This is a genomic window from Halopiger djelfimassiliensis (assembly GCF_000455365.1).
GTDB lineage: Archaea > Halobacteriota > Halobacteria > Halobacteriales > Natrialbaceae > Halopiger_B > Halopiger_B djelfimassiliensis.
The window spans coordinates 894,446-911,715 of the sequence record NZ_HG315685.1; the positions used below are offsets into that span (position 1 = coordinate 894,446).

The 17,270-nt window shown below is 65.4% G+C and carries 20 protein-coding genes and 1 pseudogene; 12 read left to right on the forward strand and 9 right to left on the reverse strand.

Going from position 1 to position 17,270, the window contains the following annotated elements:
* The first annotated feature begins 98 nt into the window (after positions 1 to 98).
* Positions 99 to 1,559 carry an MATE family efflux transporter gene (locus TX80_RS10185; RefSeq protein WP_049923217.1) on the forward strand — a complete coding sequence of 487 codons (1,461 nt, stop codon included), beginning with the start codon at positions 99 to 101 and terminating at the stop codon, positions 1,557 to 1,559.
* Positions 1,560 to 1,595: 36 nt separating this feature from the next.
* Here the strand turns inward: TX80_RS10185 and TX80_RS10190 are convergent, their stop codons facing one another.
* Together TX80_RS10190 and TX80_RS10195 are read right to left on the reverse strand one after the other, a co-directional pair.
* Complete coding sequence (locus TX80_RS10190; protein ID WP_049922990.1) at positions 1,596 to 3,104, reverse strand: flippase; 1,509 nt, start codon at positions 3,102 to 3,104, stop codon at positions 1,596 to 1,598.
* 46 nt (positions 3,105 to 3,150) lie between these two features.
* The gene (locus TX80_RS10195; protein ID WP_049922991.1) at positions 3,151 to 3,540 is read right to left on the reverse strand and encodes an FxLYD domain-containing protein; all 390 of its coding nucleotides are present in this window, start codon (positions 3,538 to 3,540) and stop codon (positions 3,151 to 3,153) included.
* Positions 3,541 to 3,671: 131 nt separating this feature from the next.
* On the opposite strand from TX80_RS10195, the gene TX80_RS10200 reads away from it, so the two are divergent.
* The 6 genes from TX80_RS10200 (at position 3,672) to TX80_RS10225 (ending at position 6,000) form a co-directional block, all read left to right on the forward strand.
* A complete protein-coding gene (locus TX80_RS10200) occupies positions 3,672 to 4,418 on the forward strand; it encodes a DUF2103 domain-containing protein (RefSeq protein WP_049922992.1) in 747 nt (248 codons plus the stop codon).
* Positions 4,419 to 4,506: 88 nt separating this feature from the next.
* Complete coding sequence (locus tag TX80_RS10205; protein ID WP_049922993.1) at positions 4,507 to 4,716, forward strand: hypothetical protein; 210 nt, start codon at positions 4,507 to 4,509, stop codon at positions 4,714 to 4,716.
* Between the two features lie 42 nt (positions 4,717 to 4,758).
* Positions 4,759 to 5,022 (forward strand): 50S ribosomal protein L37, encoded by a 264-nt coding sequence (locus TX80_RS10210; protein ID WP_049922994.1) that lies wholly within the window; start codon positions 4,759 to 4,761, stop codon positions 5,020 to 5,022.
* A gap of 23 nt (positions 5,023 to 5,045) precedes the next feature.
* Positions 5,046 to 5,180 (forward strand): DNA-directed RNA polymerase subunit P, encoded by a 135-nt coding sequence (locus tag TX80_RS10215; RefSeq protein WP_049922995.1) that lies wholly within the window; start codon positions 5,046 to 5,048, stop codon positions 5,178 to 5,180.
* 6 nt (positions 5,181 to 5,186) lie between these two features.
* Positions 5,187 to 5,450 (forward strand): KEOPS complex subunit Pcc1, encoded by a 264-nt coding sequence (locus tag TX80_RS10220; RefSeq protein ID WP_049922996.1) that lies wholly within the window; start codon positions 5,187 to 5,189, stop codon positions 5,448 to 5,450.
* A gap of 70 nt (positions 5,451 to 5,520) precedes the next feature.
* Positions 5,521 to 6,000: a DUF2243 domain-containing protein gene (locus TX80_RS10225; protein ID WP_049922997.1), complete on the forward strand. Its 480-nt coding sequence runs from the start codon at positions 5,521 to 5,523 to the stop codon at positions 5,998 to 6,000.
* Positions 6,001 to 6,020: 20 nt separating this feature from the next.
* Here TX80_RS10225 and TX80_RS10230 read toward each other — a convergent pair whose 3' ends face one another.
* Positions 6,021 to 7,100 (reverse strand): iron transporter, encoded by a 1,080-nt coding sequence (locus TX80_RS10230; protein ID WP_049922998.1) that lies wholly within the window; start codon positions 7,098 to 7,100, stop codon positions 6,021 to 6,023.
* 206 nt (positions 7,101 to 7,306) lie between these two features.
* On the opposite strand from TX80_RS10230, the gene TX80_RS10235 reads away from it, so the two are divergent.
* A complete protein-coding gene (locus TX80_RS10235) occupies positions 7,307 to 7,708 on the forward strand; it encodes a prefoldin subunit beta (RefSeq protein WP_049922999.1) in 402 nt (133 codons plus the stop codon).
* Entirely contained in the window at positions 7,709 to 7,963 is a 255-nt protein-coding gene (locus TX80_RS10240) for a hypothetical protein (RefSeq protein ID WP_049923000.1), read from the forward strand.
* 92 nt (positions 7,964 to 8,055) lie between these two features.
* Here TX80_RS10240 and TX80_RS10245 read toward each other — a convergent pair whose 3' ends face one another.
* On the reverse strand, positions 8,056 to 10,353 hold the full coding sequence (locus TX80_RS10245; RefSeq protein WP_049923001.1) for an LUD domain-containing protein: 2,298 nt from the start codon (positions 10,351 to 10,353) through the stop codon (positions 8,056 to 8,058).
* A gap of 6 nt (positions 10,354 to 10,359) precedes the next feature.
* A pseudogene (locus TX80_RS10250) lies at positions 10,360 to 10,784 on the reverse strand (lactate utilization protein C).
* 285 nt (positions 10,785 to 11,069) lie between these two features.
* Between TX80_RS10250 and hflX the strand changes: the two are divergent.
* Positions 11,070 to 12,395, forward strand: coding sequence for a GTPase HflX (hflX, locus tag TX80_RS10255; RefSeq protein ID WP_049923002.1), 1,326 nt, complete (start codon positions 11,070 to 11,072; stop codon positions 12,393 to 12,395).
* Between the two features lie 36 nt (positions 12,396 to 12,431).
* Here the strand turns inward: hflX and TX80_RS10260 are convergent, their stop codons facing one another.
* Entirely contained in the window at positions 12,432 to 13,337 is a 906-nt protein-coding gene (locus TX80_RS10260; protein WP_049923003.1) for a carboxypeptidase-like regulatory domain-containing protein, read from the reverse strand.
* 447 nt (positions 13,338 to 13,784) lie between these two features.
* Positions 13,785 to 14,339: a GMP synthase subunit A gene (locus tag TX80_RS10265; RefSeq protein ID WP_049923004.1), complete on the reverse strand. Its 555-nt coding sequence runs from the start codon at positions 14,337 to 14,339 to the stop codon at positions 13,785 to 13,787.
* 142 nt (positions 14,340 to 14,481) lie between these two features.
* On the opposite strand from TX80_RS10265, the gene TX80_RS19410 reads away from it, so the two are divergent.
* Positions 14,482 to 14,625: a hypothetical protein gene (locus TX80_RS19410; protein WP_195893063.1), complete on the forward strand. Its 144-nt coding sequence runs from the start codon at positions 14,482 to 14,484 to the stop codon at positions 14,623 to 14,625.
* A gap of 243 nt (positions 14,626 to 14,868) precedes the next feature.
* Here TX80_RS19410 and pan1 read toward each other — a convergent pair whose 3' ends face one another.
* Positions 14,869 to 16,086, reverse strand: coding sequence for a proteasome-activating nucleotidase Pan1 (gene pan1 / locus TX80_RS10270; protein ID WP_049923005.1), 1,218 nt, complete (start codon positions 16,084 to 16,086; stop codon positions 14,869 to 14,871).
* A 125-nt stretch (positions 16,087 to 16,211) separates the two neighbouring features.
* Between pan1 and TX80_RS10275 the strand changes: the two genes are divergently transcribed.
* Complete coding sequence (locus TX80_RS10275) at positions 16,212 to 16,481, forward strand: MarR family transcriptional regulator (protein ID WP_049923006.1); 270 nt, start codon at positions 16,212 to 16,214, stop codon at positions 16,479 to 16,481.
* Between the two features lie 83 nt (positions 16,482 to 16,564).
* Here the strand turns inward: TX80_RS10275 and TX80_RS10280 are convergent, their stop codons facing one another.
* The gene (locus tag TX80_RS10280; protein WP_049923007.1) at positions 16,565 to 17,242 is read right to left on the reverse strand and encodes a hypothetical protein; all 678 of its coding nucleotides are present in this window, start codon (positions 17,240 to 17,242) and stop codon (positions 16,565 to 16,567) included.
* Positions 17,243 to 17,270 lie beyond the last annotated feature (28 nt).

Consider the following 17,270-nt stretch of genomic DNA (forward strand, 5'->3'; position numbering starts at 1 on the left):
GAGCGAGAGACGGATGTGAACGCGTGAGGGAAGACGACTCGGTTTCGGACGCGACGGACGCGAACGCCTCCTCGAGTCCCGGACGCAAGCGCATCGACATGACCACCGGGGTGATCTCCCCGAAGCTGTTACACCTCGCTTGGCCGCTCGTCCTGGGAAACCTCCTCCAGACGGTCTACAACCTCGCGGATATGTTCTGGGTCGGCCGCGTGAGCAGCGACGCCGTCGCCGCCGTCTCGCTGATGTTCCCCCTCTCGTGGATGTTCGTCTCGACCGCGATGGGGATCACCGCGGCGACGATCGCGCTCGTCTCACAGTACGTCGGCGCGGGAAACGACCGGATGGCAGACAGGGTCGTCGCCCAGACGGTCCTGCTCACGCTCGTCGTCTCGACGGTCCTTGCCGTCGCCGGGTTGTCCTTCCGGCGACCGCTGTTGGACGCCATCGGGGCCGACGGGCAGGTGTTCGCCGAAGCGCTCGCATACGTCGAGGTGATCTTCCTCGCCCTGCCGCTGACCTTCCTCTTTTTCGCCTTTCGCGCCTCGCTACAGGGGGCCGGGGACACGAAGACGGCGATGTGGCTCGTCTTCGTCTCCGCCGGCATCAACGTCGTGATCGATCCGTTTTTCATCCTCGGGTGGGGTCCCGTTCCGGCGATGGGGACCCGCGGTGCCGCGATTGCGACGTTCATCTCGCGGGCGCTGGCCGCCGCCGTTGGTCTCGTCATCCTGTTCGACGGTCGGTTCGGCGTCCGGCTTCGTCCCGAAGACCTGACTCCGGATCTCGCGCTCCAAAAGCGGCTGCTCGACGTCGGCTATCCGTCGACGATCGACGGCTGGGCCCGGAGTTTCGCGTCGGTTGCGATGGCCGGCTTCGTCGCCCGATTCGGTGCCGATCCCACCGCAGCCTACGGGATCGGCGTCCGGTATATGTCGGTCACGTGGGCGGTCGCGGGTGCCGTCGGAAACGCGACGGCGACCGGCGTCGGCCAGAACCTCGGGGCGAAAGCCCCCGATCGGGCCATGGCGGTGACGCGGACGGCGACCATCGGGACGATGGGCTGTATCCTCGCCGTCGCAGCCCTCCTCGTCGTCGTTCCCGAACGGGCGATGCGGGTCTTCGTCGACAATCCCGACGTGATCGCCGAGGGGGTCGTCTTCCTCCGGATCATGGCCCCCTTCTGGGCGCTGTTTGCCGGCGTGATGGTCATTCAAGGGGCGTTCCGCGGGGCCGGGAACACGCGGGAAGCGATGGTGCTGTCGTTTCTCTCGCGGTGGATCTTCCGCGTCCCGGTCGCGGTGGTGCTCGCGTTCGCCTGGACGGTGACGATCCCCGGCACCGGGATCTCCATCGCCGCGCTGGACTGGGGGATCGAGGGGATCTGGTGGGCGTACTCGTTCGGTATGGTCGTCTCCTTCGGCGTTGCCGTCGCCTGGTTTCGGCTCGGAACGTGGCAATCGGGCGTCGTCGAGGGACGCGATTCCGACCCGGACGACGGCCAGCCGCGGGGCCACGACGAACCCGCGACCGGGGGGAGCGAGACCGACGTCACCGACTGAACCCGTCGGCTCGAGGACCGCGTCTCGAGGCAGAAGTCAGCCCACCGGAAGCCACTTCTCGAGGACCGGACTGAACGCGGCGGCCAGCCGCGCGTCCTCGTCGGTGAACGCGTCGGTCGCGATCAGCGACAGGAGGTAGGTGCCGACGACCACGACCGGGAGAACGGTGACGATCACCGGGTCCGACTCGAGGAGGACGACGATGGGAACGCCGGCGGCGGTGGCGGGTACGCCCGCGCCGACGACTTTGCCGAAGTCCCTTGTGAAGGGATGGATGCCGTCGAGGTAGTAGACCTCGGCGAGGGTCAACACGCCGACGAGAACGAGCGCCGTCGCCGAGCCGACGGCTGCGCCTTCGATTCCGATGAACGGGACGAGCGTAAACGAGAGCAGGAAGTTCGCGCCAAAGAGCACGAGCGTGTTGGCGAAGACGATCCGCGAGTACCCAAGGCCCTGCAGGAGGGAGCCGTCGGGACCGCCGAAGGTGACGTTGAACAGGAACGCACCGGCAAGCACGGCGACGACGACGGTCGCCTCGGCGTACTGTGGCGTGTATAGTACCGCCAGATACGAACTCGCGCCCAGCGAGAGCGTGATGGCGATCGGCATGGTGAGACCGGCGATCCAGCGAGCGGCGACCCGAAACCGCCGTTCGACGAGGGCGGTGTCGTCCCTGTTCTCGGCGATCAGCGGCTTGAACACCGGCGACAGCGAGTTGAACATGATCATCAGGGCCGAGCCGAGCATGTACCCGACCCGGTAGATGCCGACGTCGTCGGATTCGAGGTAAAAGCCGAGCACGAAGTAGTCGACGTGACCCATCAACACGAAGACGACGCTCGTCATGGCAAGCGGGATCGCGTACGCGAGGAGCGGAGCCGGCGCGACGAGTTCGAGTTCGGCGGTGAGAAGCGTCCAGGTTTTGACGACGAACACGACCGTCCCGACCGCGATCGCCACGAGCAGGCCGACGACGTAGCCGGCGATCAGTCCGAGGAGTCCGAACCCGGAAACCAGCAGGCCGGCGGTGACGGCAAACCGGACGGTCGGACGCACGAGATCGCGCATGACGACCCGGTATTGGAGTTTCTTGATGCTGTAGTAGGTGGTGAGCAAGACGTTGTAGATCGCCAGCATCGGGATCGTCACGGACAGCAGCAAGAGCGCTACCTGCATCGACGGCTCCCGGAAGAACTCGCCGACGTACCTCGAACCCGCCGCGAGCGCGAACGCGACCAGCGACGAGGTGATGAGGACGGTCGCGGTCACCTGAACGATCACCCCCTTTGCCTTGCCCGGGTTGTCCGCGTCGAGATACTGGGGAACGAAGTAATCGATCGCCAGCGGGAGCCCGAGGTTTGCAAACACCTGTAGAAACAGGATCACGGAGGTCGCCAGCACGAACAACCCGTAGACGGAGGGGCTGACGAACCGGGTCATCAACATGACGATGGCGAACCCGAACGCACCGTTGACTACGTTCCCGAGGAACGTGATCCCGCCCTGCTTTGCGAGCGTCGAGACGCCTTCGTCGTGGTCGGTCATGGCGGGTGGGCAGTGGGTTCCGGCTCCATGCTGGCGTGTCCGCTCGTCAGACTCCAGTCACCGGCTCGAGTTCGTACGCGTCGACCGCGGCTGCTCGCTCGCCGAAGCGGGGGAACTCGATCTCGAAGGGCCACTCTCCGCCGGCGCTGACGTCGGCGTCGACGTTCTCGATGACGCTCTCGAGTTCCTCGCCCGCCGCGTCGAAGAAGGTCGCGCGGATCTCGACGTAGTTCAGCGTTCGGTCGCCGACGTTTCTGGCGGCACCCCAGACGGCGACGCGTTCCGCCTCCGTACCGGGATCGTCCCGGACGAGGTCGGACCAGACGATCGTGACGTCGCCGGGATCGGTGATCGATTCGCCGTCCCCGTCGAGATACTCGAGACAGCCCGAAAGCGAAAGCGAGAACGTCGCTGCGAGGAACGCCCGGCGATCCATCGATCCGGTCTATGCGAGGGCGAGTCTTGAGGGTTCGGGACGGATATCTCGCGCCGATCGCTCGCGGGTCGCGTCCGCACGATCCGAACGGAAAGCGCGTCGGTTTTACAGGCCCGCCGGTAACGTCCGCTATGGAGTGTCGCCACTGCGCATCGCCGCTCGAGAAACCCGGGGACTTCTGTCTGGTCTGTCGGGAGACGAACACCGACGCGATCGTTCTCGAGGCGGCGCGCGACCGGGCGACGCTGACGATGCTCGCCGGCGACGACGAACGAGCCGGAGCCGACGACGAGGAGGCGGTCCTCGGCGAAACGACGATCACGACGACGCCCGAAGACGGCGAAAACGAGGTCGTCGAACTGCGGAACTTCGCGGGGCTGATCGGCGACGAGATCCGCCGCAAGCGGCCGGAAGAGGTCTACGCCGGCGGTTCGCGCCCCGTGATCCGAGCCGTCCGCGAGAACATCCATCACCCGTTCTATCGCGTCGACGACGACCGGCCCGTCGAGGCGGTTCTCGAGCGCCGCGGAAACCGTGCGCTCGACGTGGTCGAGACCCCGCCGGCCGAGAAGATCGGTGGCAGCCACTCCACGCTCATCGGCGGCCGGACGGGAATGCGAGCGATTCAGGCCGTCGCGGGCCATCCACACGTCAAGAAAGTCATCCCCGGGCCGATCGACGCCGGCGGGAACGGGTCCCAGTCGGGCCTTCGGGCGAAAGTGACCCGCGCCGACGACGGCGGCAACGTTCGCATGCTCCTGCGCGACGGCTCGAGCGTCCAGGAGAACCGCGTCGTGACGACCGCCCGTGACCGGGAGATGGGCGAACGGATCCGGGAGGATCTCAACGACGTCCTCGCCGACGCCGAATTCCAGTGAGCAAGTATTGTCACGACCCGATGGAAGTGACACTGTCTGCTGGTTGGGTGACCCTTAACGGCGACCGGGTAATTAGATATAATTAGCCATGCCCGAGCGCGCCGACGCCGTTCTGGCCGCGATTCCGCTGTTGGCGGTAAGCGGAATCGCCCTTCGGACAGCGATCGCGGTGACCGGTGTCGGAACCGGCCTGCTCGGCGTGCCGCTCGCGCCGATCGGCTATCTCGCCGCGTTCGTACTGGTCGTTCGGGAGGTCCTCGCCGGGCCGGTCGCCGAGCGCGCCGACGGGTCGTCGTGACTCAACAGGTTTAAGAATCTACTGCCGATAGGTAGCGGTACTATGGCCGAGAAAGGAACCGTCGGTAGCGCGGGCCGCTTTGGCGCACGCTACGGTCGCGTCGCCCGACGTCGCGTCAGTGAGATCGAAGACGACATGGAAAACGCAGAGGTCGACGGTGACGACGTCACCCGCCTCGGAACCGGCATCTGGAAGAACGAGGAAACCGGCGAGGTCTTCACCGGCGGTGCCTACCGTCCGGAGACCCCCGCCGGCCGTACAGTCCAGCGTTCGATTCGCGCCGCACTGGCCGAAGACGACGAATAACCCGATCTACTGCTACGCCACGGATGAGTTACAAGTGCTCCCGCTGTAAACGCGACGTTCAGCTCGACGAGTACGGCGGCGTCCGCTGTCCTTACTGTGGACACCGCGTACTCCTGAAAGAACGCAGCCGCGACGTCAAGGAAGTCGACGTCGAATAGCCGCACGTGTCTTCTCACGACGCGACCCTCGAGTTCGACTACGAGACCGCGTCTCGTGCACGGCTCGTCGCCGAGAGCGTCGCCCGCGAGATCGGCGAGATCGACGACGATCGCTCCCGGACGACGATCGAGCGGGACGGCTCGCTCGTCCGTGTCGAAATCGACGCCGCCGACGTCATCGCCCTCCGGGCGGCGTTGAACACCTGGTTTTCGCTGATCGACGTCGCCGAGCGGACGGCCGACATCGGCGACGCGGTACTCGACGGATAGCGAGGGCCGATCGCTCGAACGTAGCAGTCGTCGGGCCTCGTTTTTTCCGCGTCGTCGTGAAGGGTCCCGTATGGCGACCGACGTCGGAACGCGACGCAGGCGACGACTCGTAGCGGCCGGGACGACGGCCGGGTTCGGGTTCGGGGCCGTCGTCGACGTCGTGATTTTTCACCTGACGATACAGACCCACCATCTCCTCTCGGGGTTTTACGATCCGTACAGCTTCGACGGCGTCCGGACGAACGTCATGTTCGACGGGCTGTTTCTGCTGGCGACGCTCGCCGTCACGGTCGTCGGACTCGCGATGGTGTGGCGAACCGTCAACCGTGCGGACGAACGGCTTTCGACGGCGTTTCTCGTCGGCACGATCGTCGTCGGCATGGGCGTGTTCAACGTCATCGACGGAATCGTCAGCCACTACGTCCTCGACCTGCACAACGTTGTTCACGGAACCGAAGCGTGGAACCCACACTGGCTCGTCGTCAGCGTCGTCTTGCTTGGACTGGGTGGTCTCGTGCTCCGTGTCGCCGGCGGCCACACGGCGAACTGATCGTCGGAGCAACCGGACCGTTACGATACTGGGACGGTCGCCGGATCCACCTCGAGAAAGGCGGTCTCGTATCCCTCGTGACGCGCCACCTGCGGGGGCGTTTCGACGGCTATTCGTAGCGTCTCGGCCCGCTCGAGGTCGGACGCCGCCACGACCGCGGCGTAGTGATGGCCCAGTTCCGGCGCGATCGTTTCCCGGCCCCGGACGGCGCGGATCACGTCCCCGTCTCGCAGTAACGAAAGCGAAAGCGCCGCGAACGGGAGCGGAAAGCGGTTGTACGCCGTCCGCGGTGCCACGGCGAGGGTCTGCTCCCCGTCGCGCCCTCGCGCGTGACGTGCGCCGCCGACGGCCCGAACCGGGAAGCTGACGTCGCCGCTGGAAGCGACGCCGAGCCGTTCACCCGGGATTGCGTCGTCTCGAGCGCCCTCGAGTCCGAACCGCGCCGCCCGGGCCGCGACCGGGTCCATCGGCTCGAGCGCATCCGGGTCGCCACGACCCTCGTCCTCGTCGATCAGCGTGCGCCCGAGTCCGTCGATCGCCTTCGGATCGTGGTCGAACTCGATGGAGACGGTCGTGGCGCGTCCGAGTCGATCGCCCACTCCGCCGGCCGTCGCCGGACCGGGCGGCCCGACCCGGACCGTCGCCTCGTAGCTCCCCGCACCCTCGAGCGAAGCGTTGTCGCCGTAGTGAAACCCCATTCGCTGGGAGAGCATCGGCCAGAGGGTCCGTTCGTCGACGCGGCCGGTCGCGTTCCGGATCGTCGTCGCGACCGTCGTCGGAACGACCACGCCCGTCGCCGCGTCCCGAACGGCTGCCATCAGGTGGATCGCGTGGTTCGAGCGGACGTCCGCCCGGGAGCGCTCCCGTCCGGTGACCGTCCAGAAGGAGTGCGGACGGGTGGCCGAAATCGAAATTTCCAGTCCGTTCGCCGTCGCCGTTCCGTACGGCATCGTCTCGTCGATCTTGGGCGGCACGTAGACCCGTTCGGGCGGGTCGACGACGAGTTCGCGCCAGGCGTCCTCCCGGCGAAGCGTCTCGAGACACCCCGAGAGCGGAGCCAGAAGGGACCCGCCGGCGACGAGCGTCTCTCGGCGTCGCATCACGCGATCCACGACGGGACTTCGTATAGTGGTGGGGGTTGTGTGTTGGGACCACGGACCAGCCGTCGCGGGTTGCGATCGTCCGTTCTTCCGACCGTTTGCCGTATGAACCCGTCTCTCGAGCCGGATTCGATCGGATCACGGGGCGGCTCCGCCGACCGAACGCAAAGCTGGACTTTATAACGCCGGAGGGCGAGGGTCGAGATATGCAAGGAAATCTGCCGCCGGAAGCACAGGAGAAAATCGAACAGCTACAGGACCTGCAGGAGACCGCACAGCAGGTCGCCGTCCAGAAACAGGAAGCCGAGTCCAACCTCACCGAGGCCGAAAGCGCGCTCGAGGAACTCGAGAACATCGACGAGGAGACGACGATGTACCGTAACGTCGGCGAACTCCTCGTCGAGACCGACTACGACGAGGCACAGGACGACCTCGAAGAGAAGGTCGACTCGCTCGAGATCCGACTCGAAACGCTCGAAAAACAGGAAGACCGCGTCCAGCAGCAGTTCGAGGACCTTCAGGAGGAACTCGAGGAACTGCTCGGCGGTGCGGGTGGCGGCATGGGCGGTCCGGCCGGTCCCGGCGGCCCGGGCGCTGGCGGCGCGTAAATGACAGCCGGAGAGCCGACTGACGAGGACGTCGTCCAGACGGCCTCGGACGCCGCGGAAGGGCTTATCTTCTCGCGGTACAAGCAGTCGAGTGTGCGCGATTGCGACGTCACCGTTTCGTTCGAGGACGGCGTCCTCGAAGTCGACGTCTACCTCAACGCGCCCGACGAGGAGGACGGTCCCGACCCCGATCAGGTCGCCGACGACGCCGCCCTCGCCGCGAGGGAGGCCGTCGACGAACTGTTCGAGGAGTAACGCCCGCGATCGGTGCGGGCGGGGCGCTCGTTCTCGATTCGACGTTTCTCAGCGGTCGTCAGTGTGTCAGCCCGCCTACCGCCGGCTCCGTCTCACCGACCGGCGTCGGGCGCAACCACCTCGATCGGGTGTTCCACGGGCCGGCCGAGCAGCGACTCGAGCTGGTCGTGACAGGAGGTCCCCGAAGCGGCGACCAGTTGCGCGCCCTCGAACTCCCGGGCCAGCCGGTCGCCGACGTCCACGCTCAGTTCGTAATAGGCCCGCTTGTACCCGAACGACCCCGCCATGCCACAGCACTCGACGGACGAGGTCCGGGGCGCGTAGCCACAGCGCTCGAGCAGGGCCGTCGTCGGTGCCTCGAGTCCGAGCGTCCGCTGCTGGCAGTGGGAGTGGAAGGCGATCGGCGTCCCGTCGTCGGCGTGGCCGTCGCCACCGGCGGTCGCGAGAACCGACGGGTCGGCCCCGTTCTCGAGGAGACCGTAGGCGTACTCACAGATCTCGTAGCTGTTGTCCCGGAGCCGCTCGAACGACCGGGTCGGGAGCAGGCGTTCGTACTCCCGGTGAAACGCCGCCAGATCGGAGGGCTCGACGACGACCACGTCCCGGCCGGCGTCGAGATCCTCCGCGAGCCCGGCGAAGAGCCGGCTCGCACGGCGGTCGGCCGTGGCGACCATTCCCTGTGAAAGCGGTGCGCGGCCGCTTTCGGGAAGGTCCGGGACGCGAACGGGGACGCCCAGCGCTTCGAGCGTCCGGACGGCGGCTTTCCCGCGGTCGGGATCGACGTAGTTCGTGTAGACGTCGGGATAGAGGACGGCCTCGCGGTCGGGGCCGGCGTCCGCCCCGCCGGAGCGGGACGAGGCCCGCCGGGCGCGCCGTCTCGAGGCGTCCGCGCCGCCCCGGCGTTCGAACCAGTCGACCAGCCGCTCCCGGCTGAACGTCGGGAGGTCGCGACGGCGATCGATCCCGAGGGTTCGCTCGAGCAGCGCGCGGACGGGAGTCGTTTCGGCGAGCCAGTTCGAGACCGGTGCCGTCGCGGAGCCGAGTTTCGCGATCGTTCCGACGTTCCCGAAGAACCGTTTGCCGAGGTCGAGGCCGCCCTCTTCGGCGTCCGGCGAGAGGCCGTCGACGAGGAAATCGTAGGCGTCGGGATCGCCGCTTCGGTTGAGCCGATCTCTGACGACGGTGTTGATCCACGGGATGTCGATCTTTACGGGACAGGCGTCGACACAGCGCGTACAGCCGGTACAGAGGTCGTTGAACTCGGCCGCGGACTCCCGGCCGTGGACGCCGGTCTCCCATCCCGTGGCGATCCCGCCGGAGTACGTCTCGCCGCCGAAGGCGTGGCCGCCGACGGACTGGAAGTTCGCACACGAGTTCGAGCAGGCCCCACACCGGATGCAGTACAACGTTTCCCTGAGGCGGTCGTCATCGCGCAAGTCGGTCCGCCCGTTGTCCAGCAAGACGAGGTGGAACTCGCGGTCGGCCGCACCGTCGGTCGTGATCGGCTCGTCGGGCCGATCGAAGTCGATCGTCGGCGAGTCGGTCGGCGGGGTCAACATCGTTACGTACTGAGAGATCGGCTGGCCCGTCGCGCTCTTTGCGATCAGCTCGACGAACGGCTCGAGATCGCGCACCGACGGGATCAGTTTCTCGATTCCCGCGACCGCGACATGCGTTTCGGGCGTGACCGCGCACTTGCGAGCGTTGCCTTCGTTCGTGACGAGCGCGATCGTCCCGGTCTCGGCGACGACGAAGTTCGCCCCCGTGATTCCGACGTCGGCCTCGCGGATGTACTCGCCGAGGTGGCCGCGGGCGAACCGGGTGAGTTCTTCGGCCGTCTCGAAGGGCTCGTCGGGGTCGAACCGCTCGTTGAACAGCTCGGCGATCTCCGCGCGATCGAGGTGCATCGCCGGGCCGACGATGTGGGAGGGCGTGTCGTCGGCGACCTGCAACACCCACTCGCCGAGGTCGGTTTCGTACACCGAAACGCCATCGCGTTCGAGGGCCTCGTTGAGGTCGATCTCCTCGGTCGTCATCGACTTCGATTTGACGACGGTCGGGTCGTCGCCGGCCGCGTCCCGGACTACGTCCGCCACGTACGCGTTCGCATCCGCGGCGTCGTCAGCGAGATAGACCGTTCCGCCGTTGTCCTCGACCGCGTCGCGGACCGTCCCGAGCAACTCCGGCAGGCGGTCGATGGCGTCCTCCTTGATCGCACGCGCCTCGGTCCGCAACGCCTCCAGATCGTCCGTCTCGTCGTAGGCCTGCACTCGACCGGCGTTCGAGATGCTCGCCTGTGTGTGGACCGCATCGCCCTCGGTCTCGAGGAGGTGCCGGATTCGCGCCGCGGTTTCCCCGGACGACCGTGACGGGTGTGTGTGGTCGGCCATCGTCGATCACCGGTCCTCGAGGACGATCACGTGAACCTCCCCGGGGCCGTGAACGCCGTGGACGAGATCGCCCATATCTGCCGTCGCGCTCCGACGTCGCTTGCGGCGACGACAGCGACGTGTCGCTCGGGGTAGAGGCTACTCGGTTCCTCACCGTCGCCCGTCGATTCGATCGCGACGGTACCGTACTCGGCGATCGCGAACCGCGCGGGCGTCACGCCGGTCCGGGCCGTCGTGAGGTCGCGTGCGGTCGGTGCCGTCCTCACCGACCCCGGCAACGCAGCGCCCGCGAACGGAAGCGGGATGCCGACGGCGGGGGTTTCGAGCACCGATTCGATCCGGTCGCTGGCGTCGGCCGCCGGCACACGCTCGACGCCCACGTCGAGGTCCGCGAGCGCGCGTTCGAACCGACCGACCGTGTCGGTTGGCATGCGATGACACAGTATACGAGCCACCAATATACTGGCGGTCAACCGGGTCCCGGCCGACCCACAGCATCTCCGGGTTCGGCACAACGACTTTATTTCAGGGACGCGAACCTAGGTTCGAGGCAGATGGAGACCGCTTCGTTCTACTGACCGGGTCGCTTCCGTCGTGGCGACGGTTGCAACGCACAGCCACACCGCGAGCGCCCGGTTTCGTCCACCTCGAGCGCCGCGACCTCGCTCGTCGCGGCCGCGTATCGACTGCCTAGCCGTACCCATGCAATCCGACACATGTCACGACCGAACGAACCGAACCGACGCACAGTTATCGCGAAACGATCGCCGACCGCCCCCGTCGAAACCGACGAGATCCGGGCCCTCGCCCGCGCGACCGGATACGCGGTCGTCGCCGAACGAACGCAGGTCGGACCGGCGGATCCCGGCACCGTCTTCGGAGCGGGAACCGTCGACGAACTGGCTACGCTCGCCCGAACGAACGCGGCTGATTGCGTCGTCGTCGACGACACGCTGACGCCGAGCCAACACTGTTCCCTCGAGTCGGCGATGCCCGACGGGACGACCGTGATCGACAGATACCGACTCGTTCTCGAACGCTTCGAACAGGGAGCTGACACCCGCCGTGCGCAACTCCAGGTCGAACTGGCCCGGTTGCAGTACGAACTCCCGCGGCTGATCGAGTCCGCGGACGAGGGGCTGCTCAACGCCCAGACCGAGAAAGGATCGCCCGTCTACGACGTTCGCGATCGGATCGATCACCTCAGGAGCACACTCGAGGAGTTACCCGATCCGGCCGATCAGTTCCGCAGCCGACGCCGCGAATCGGGGTTCGACCTCGTCACGATCGCGGGCTATACGAACGCCGGCAAGTCGACGCTGCTTCGCCGACTCGCCGACGACCTCTCGCTCGCAGCGGCCGACGAGCGCCCACCCGACAGACGGGCGGAGGACTCCGCAACCGTCGCCGACCGGTTGTTCGAAACCCTCGAGACGACGACTCGACGGGTGACGATCGACGGCCGTCCCGTCCTCGCGACTGACACGGTCGGCTTCGTCGACGAGCTACCCCACGACCTCGTGGAATCGTTCAGTTCGACGCTCTCGGAAGCGGCCGCCGCTGACGTCGTCGTCCTGGTCGTCGACGCGAGCGAGCCGCCCGAACAGGTCCGCGAACGACTCGCCGTCTCGCTCGAGGTGCTCGAGGCACAGGGCGTCGACGACGACCGGATCGTCCCCGCGCTGAACAAGGTCGACCGGCTTTCCCGCCGCGAGCGAGCGCGGCGGTGCTCGCTCGCCGAGGCCGTCCTGCCGACGGCGGCGGCAGAGCCGATTCCGGTGAGCGTCCGCGAGAGACACAATCTCGAGTCGCTCCGTGAAGCGGTTCGTGCCCGCCTTCCGGAAGCCCACCTTACGCGCCGGCTGCCGAACTGCGACGAGACGATGTCGCTCGTCTCCCGAGCCTACGATCGGACGACCGTCGACGCGGTCGACTACGACGGCGACGAAGTCACGCTGACGTGCCGCGGGCGGCCGTCCGTCATCGAACAGTTACGGGCGGCAGCCGACCGGATCGCGCCTCGACCGGACCGCGGCGAGTAGCGGTCCGGTCGTGGGCCGTGTCAGGGTCTCGCGTTCTCAACAGCGTTCCGAGAGCGGATGCTCCGCCTCGAGATCGTCGACTTCGTTACAGAGGTCGTCCACCTCGAAATCGTCCGGGATGGTAACCCCGAAGTCGATCTCGGACGGATCAGCCGGCGTCAGTTCGACCGGAACGGCGGTGGTCTTTTCGGGTGCGATCGTGACGTCCTTGCTCACGGTTTCGTACCCGTCGGCACTGACCGTGACCGTATAGACGGTGAAGTCGTAGTCGACGGGTAAATCGACTTCGAAGGTCCCGTCCGCGTCGGTCGACGGTTCTTCGTCGGCGACCGTGACGGTCGCGTCCTCGATCGGTTCGCCGTCGGTATCGGTCACAGTTCCGACGACCGTTCCGTCGGCGTTCTCGAGAGTGAGGTCGACGGTCGCGTTCTCGCCGGGACCGACGGAAACTGACTCGGTCGCGTCCTTGAACCCGTCGGCGATAACCTCGAGCGTGTAGTCGCCCGACGTGACCGTGATCTCGTAGTTCCCGGCAGCATCGGTCGTCACTTCTTCATCTGCCACGCTGACGAACGCGTGGGGAACCGGATCACCGGTGGGATCAGTGATCGTCCCGTTGATTACGCTGCCGGTTTCTTCGAGCGTCAGGTTCTTCGTGACTCGATCACCTTCTTCGAGGGAGAGACGCTCATACTCGGTTTGATAGCCGTCGGCCTTCGCCGTGAGTGTGTAGTCTATGTGGCCCACCGTTCCGGGGAGGGTAAACTCGTAGTATCCGTCGTCTCCGGTGAACATGTGCTCCTCGTTGCCGATGCTGACGTTCACGCCTTCGATCGGGTTGTCGTCTACGTCGGTAACGTACCCGGAAACCTCGATGTGGTCTTCGAGGAGCGTCCGAGAAACCGTGGTGACGTTATCGGTTTCGACTGTGATAGATTCCATAGAGAATGCATACCCATCGGCATTGACAGTGTACAGATTCATTGCAGTGAGCACTGCTGCGTAGCTGGCATCTGATCTCATTCCGCTAGCCCACTATATCACGACAACATTCATAATTAATTAAGTATTATATAGTAAGATATAATTCCCGTTGCCTATTGCGCAATGGACGAAGACGTCGGGAAGGCGGCGACAGTCTCGTTCCGTGACTGCCTCAGCGACAAGAACGAGGGACGACATGCTTGCGAGACGGTCGAGATTAGTGAGGTCTCGAGGAGGGATGGCGCTCCGAACCGCGGTCCCGAAGTCGATAACGATGTCACCGCCGATAGACGCTCGCCGCGTCCGTACCGCTGCAGTAGTCGTGATAGCTCCGGTGACCGATGCGGTCTCGCCGCTCGTCCGATAATGTCGGAACGTGAGAACAGTGGTATCCGATCGACTGGACTACGCCGACTCGCAGATCTCGAGGAAGTTCTCGAAGATCTCCTCGCCCTCTTCGGTGTGAGCGACCTCCGGGTGCCACTGGACGCCGTAGAGGTCGCGGTCGGTGTCGCTCATCGCCTCGACGTCGCAGACGTCGCTCCGGGCCGTGAGTTCGAAGCCGTCGGGGAGTTCCGTGACCTCGTCCGCATGGCTCGCCCAGACTCGCGTCTCAGGATGGAGGGAGCCGGTGAGGGGGTCGTCGTCGGCGACGATATCGACGTTGACGTCGGCGTATCCGCCGTAGTCGCCGCCGTCGACGCGACCGCCGAGTTCCTCGGCGATCAACTGCATACCGAGACAGATCCCCAGTACCGGGACGTCCGCCTCGAGGTACTCCGCCGAGCGACCGGTCCGGTCCATGTCGGGGCCGCCCGAGAGGACGACGCCGTCGGCGTCGACGTCTTCGGGGGGCGTTTCGTTGTCGATCAACTCCGTGTCGACGCCGAGGTCGCGAAGCGCCCGGCGCTCGAGATGGGTAAACTGCCCGTGGTTGTCAACCACGACGATCTTCGTCATTGAAGGCCCCTAGCCGGTCACCCGGTAAAAACCGTCCGGAAACGACTCTCGAGTCTTCCTCGGGAATCGGGACGGGGACCGAGTGGGCATAGAGAGTCGGTTTTCCGGTACGTTTATGCTCCCAACGCGGGATGGAGGCCACATGGCAGTCGATCTCGCCGAGTTCGAGCATCCGTCGTGGCTCACCGCGGCCGGAACGGGCATCGGATACGTACTGATCCTCGCAGTGCTGACGCTGGCCCTGTTTATCGTCCCGTGGCTCGTCTTTACCGGGGTCGCTCCGTAACGGCGCTCGAACGTCGGTTCGGCGAGACTGGTGCGGGCCGAGGCTCCGAACGACTTTTCGAGGCAATCCCGTCGCCCGGTCACTCAGTCGGTGCGTGGATCAGCTACGGATCGAGCCCGAAAGCTCGCCACAGCGCTGTTTCAGACCGCCGAGGGAACTCGAGCATCGGCGAAGAAGCCCCGCCGGATGACACGCGTGTAAGACTCGGCGGCTCTCGAGAAGGAAAGACGGTGGACGAGAGCGTCAGGCGAAGGTCTTGGAGACGTCCTGCGCGTCGTCGGATTCGGCCTGCACCTTGTCCCAGGCGTTGTGGAAGTCCTCCATCCGGATCTCGGTGCGATCGTCGCGGATGGCGAACATGCCGGCTTCGGTACAGACGGCCTTGATGTCGGCACCGGAGGCGTCCTCGGCCGCTTCGGCCAGTTCCGCGAAGTCGACGCCGTCGGAGACGTTCATGCCGCGGGTGTGGATCTCGAAGATGATCTCGCGGCCCTCCTGGTTGGGCTTTGGCACCTCGATGAGCCGGTCGAACCGGCCGGGCCGGAGGATGGCGCGATCGAGCATGTCGAAGCGGTTGGTGGCGGCGATGATGCGGATCTCGCCGCGGTCCTCGAAGCCGTCCATCTCGCTCAAGAGTTGCATCATCGTCCGCTGGACCTCGGCGTCGCCGGAGGTCTTCGATTCCGTCCGCTTTGCGGCGATGGCGTCGATCTCGTCGATGAAGATGACGGCGGGTTCGTGCTCGCGGGCGACCTTGAACAGATCGCGAACGAGCTTGGCACCCTCGCCGATGAACTTGTGGACCAGCTCCGAGCCGGCCATCTTGATGAAGGTGGCGTCGGTCTGGTTGGCGACGGCTTTCGCCAGCATCGTCTTGCCCGTCCCCGGCGGCCCGTACAGCAGGACGCCGCTCGGGGGGTCGATCCCGACGTCGTCGAACATGTCGGGCTTTTCGAGTGGCATCTCGACGGTCTCGCGGACCTCCTGCATCTGGTCCTCGAGCCCACCGATGTCCTCGTAGCTGACGTCGGGACTCTCGGTGACTTCCATCACGCGAGCGCGGACGTCGGTTTCGTTCGAGAGCGTCTTGACGATAGAGAGGGAGTTGTTGACGGCGACCCGGGCGTCGGGTTCCAGGTCCTCGCGCATCTCCTCGGTGACTTCGGTCAGCGCTTCCTGGTTGTTGCCGTGCTGTTTGATGATGACGCCTTCGTCCGTGATCTCCTGGACCGTGGCGACGAACAGCGGGGACTGCTTCAGCTTCTTGTTCTCGTGAGTCAGCCGCTCGAGTTTCTGCTGGTACTTGTTGTTCTCGGCGTTCGCATCGAGGAGCTTGTCACGCATCTCCTCGTTTTGCGCCTCGAGGATCTCCAGCCGTTCCTCGAGCGCCTGGATCTTCTCCTGTTGGGACGCCTCGTCCTCGTCGTATGGGAGGTCGACGTCGTCCACAGTGTCGCTCATCACCCGACCTTTGGGTGTTGGTTCATAAGAGGCTTCGGGTAGGTGCACTGGGGCGGGAAATATAACCATCGAGAATAAATTGAAACAGAAAATATTATCACCCCGTATTCGGTTATGGGTAAACGATGAGTGCTTCAGAGCCGATCCAACAGGACGCCGATCCACGAGGAACGTGGGAAGACGTACGCGAACTCCCGCCAAGCGCCAAGCTCGTCGCGAAGGTGCTCGAGTACAACGACACCATGACCCAGCAACAGATCGCCGAGGAGACGCTGTTGCCCTCGCGGACGGTTCGATACGCGCTGAACCGCCTCGACGAGGAGAACGTTATCGACTCGCGATTTTCCTTCTCGGACGCCCGCAAGCGGTTGTATAGCCTCGATATCGACGCTTGAGATCGCCGAATGGGTCGATCGGTTGTTCCCGTATCGGAGTACCGCCGCTGCCGGCAACGCGGTTGTCGCCCGCGAAGGTCGATTCAGGAGGTGGCCTCCCGTCCACGGCGCTCCCAGGCAATGGTGATACACGTCGTCCCGACCAGCCCCAGCAACAGTCGGAGGAGCCAGAGGCCCGATCGGCCCGACCCGCTCGAGAAACCGGTCACGCGATAGATCTCTCCCTCGTGTTCGATCGGATCGCCGCTCTCGAATTCGGGAAGTCGGCGATCGATCAGCGTAACCGAGCCGGTTTCGATGGCTTCGCGTACGTCGGCTGAGGCCCGGTCGCTCGGAATCGCGATGTGCTCGAGCGCGTCCATCGTCGACAGTTCACGGTGGGCCAGCAGCGTCCCGTTTTCCGTCGATCGTTCCACGGGAACGTAGTACCCGTCGTCGATCGCGATCAACGCGTATCGATTCCACGCCCGCTGATACGGTGTCTTGGAGTCGCGTCGTTGCACGACGGGTTCGTATTCGACCGGGCCGTTCTCGGCGATCTCCCGCTCGAGGGCGCAGGGTCGTTCAGTCCCACATTTGAGCGTCCGGTCGGATCTGAACAGGACGCCTTTCGCAGTACTTTCGTTCGTTACCGGTTCGACGTCGTATGTCGATACCGTTCCCGTGCCGGTGAGGTCGTCCGGATAGAGATAGATCGGGTTCAGGAGCAGGCCGATCCCGAGAACCAGTAACACCGCCGTCTTTGCAGCCGAGGCGTTCATGGAACGAGGACGTTCCCCAACTCACCTA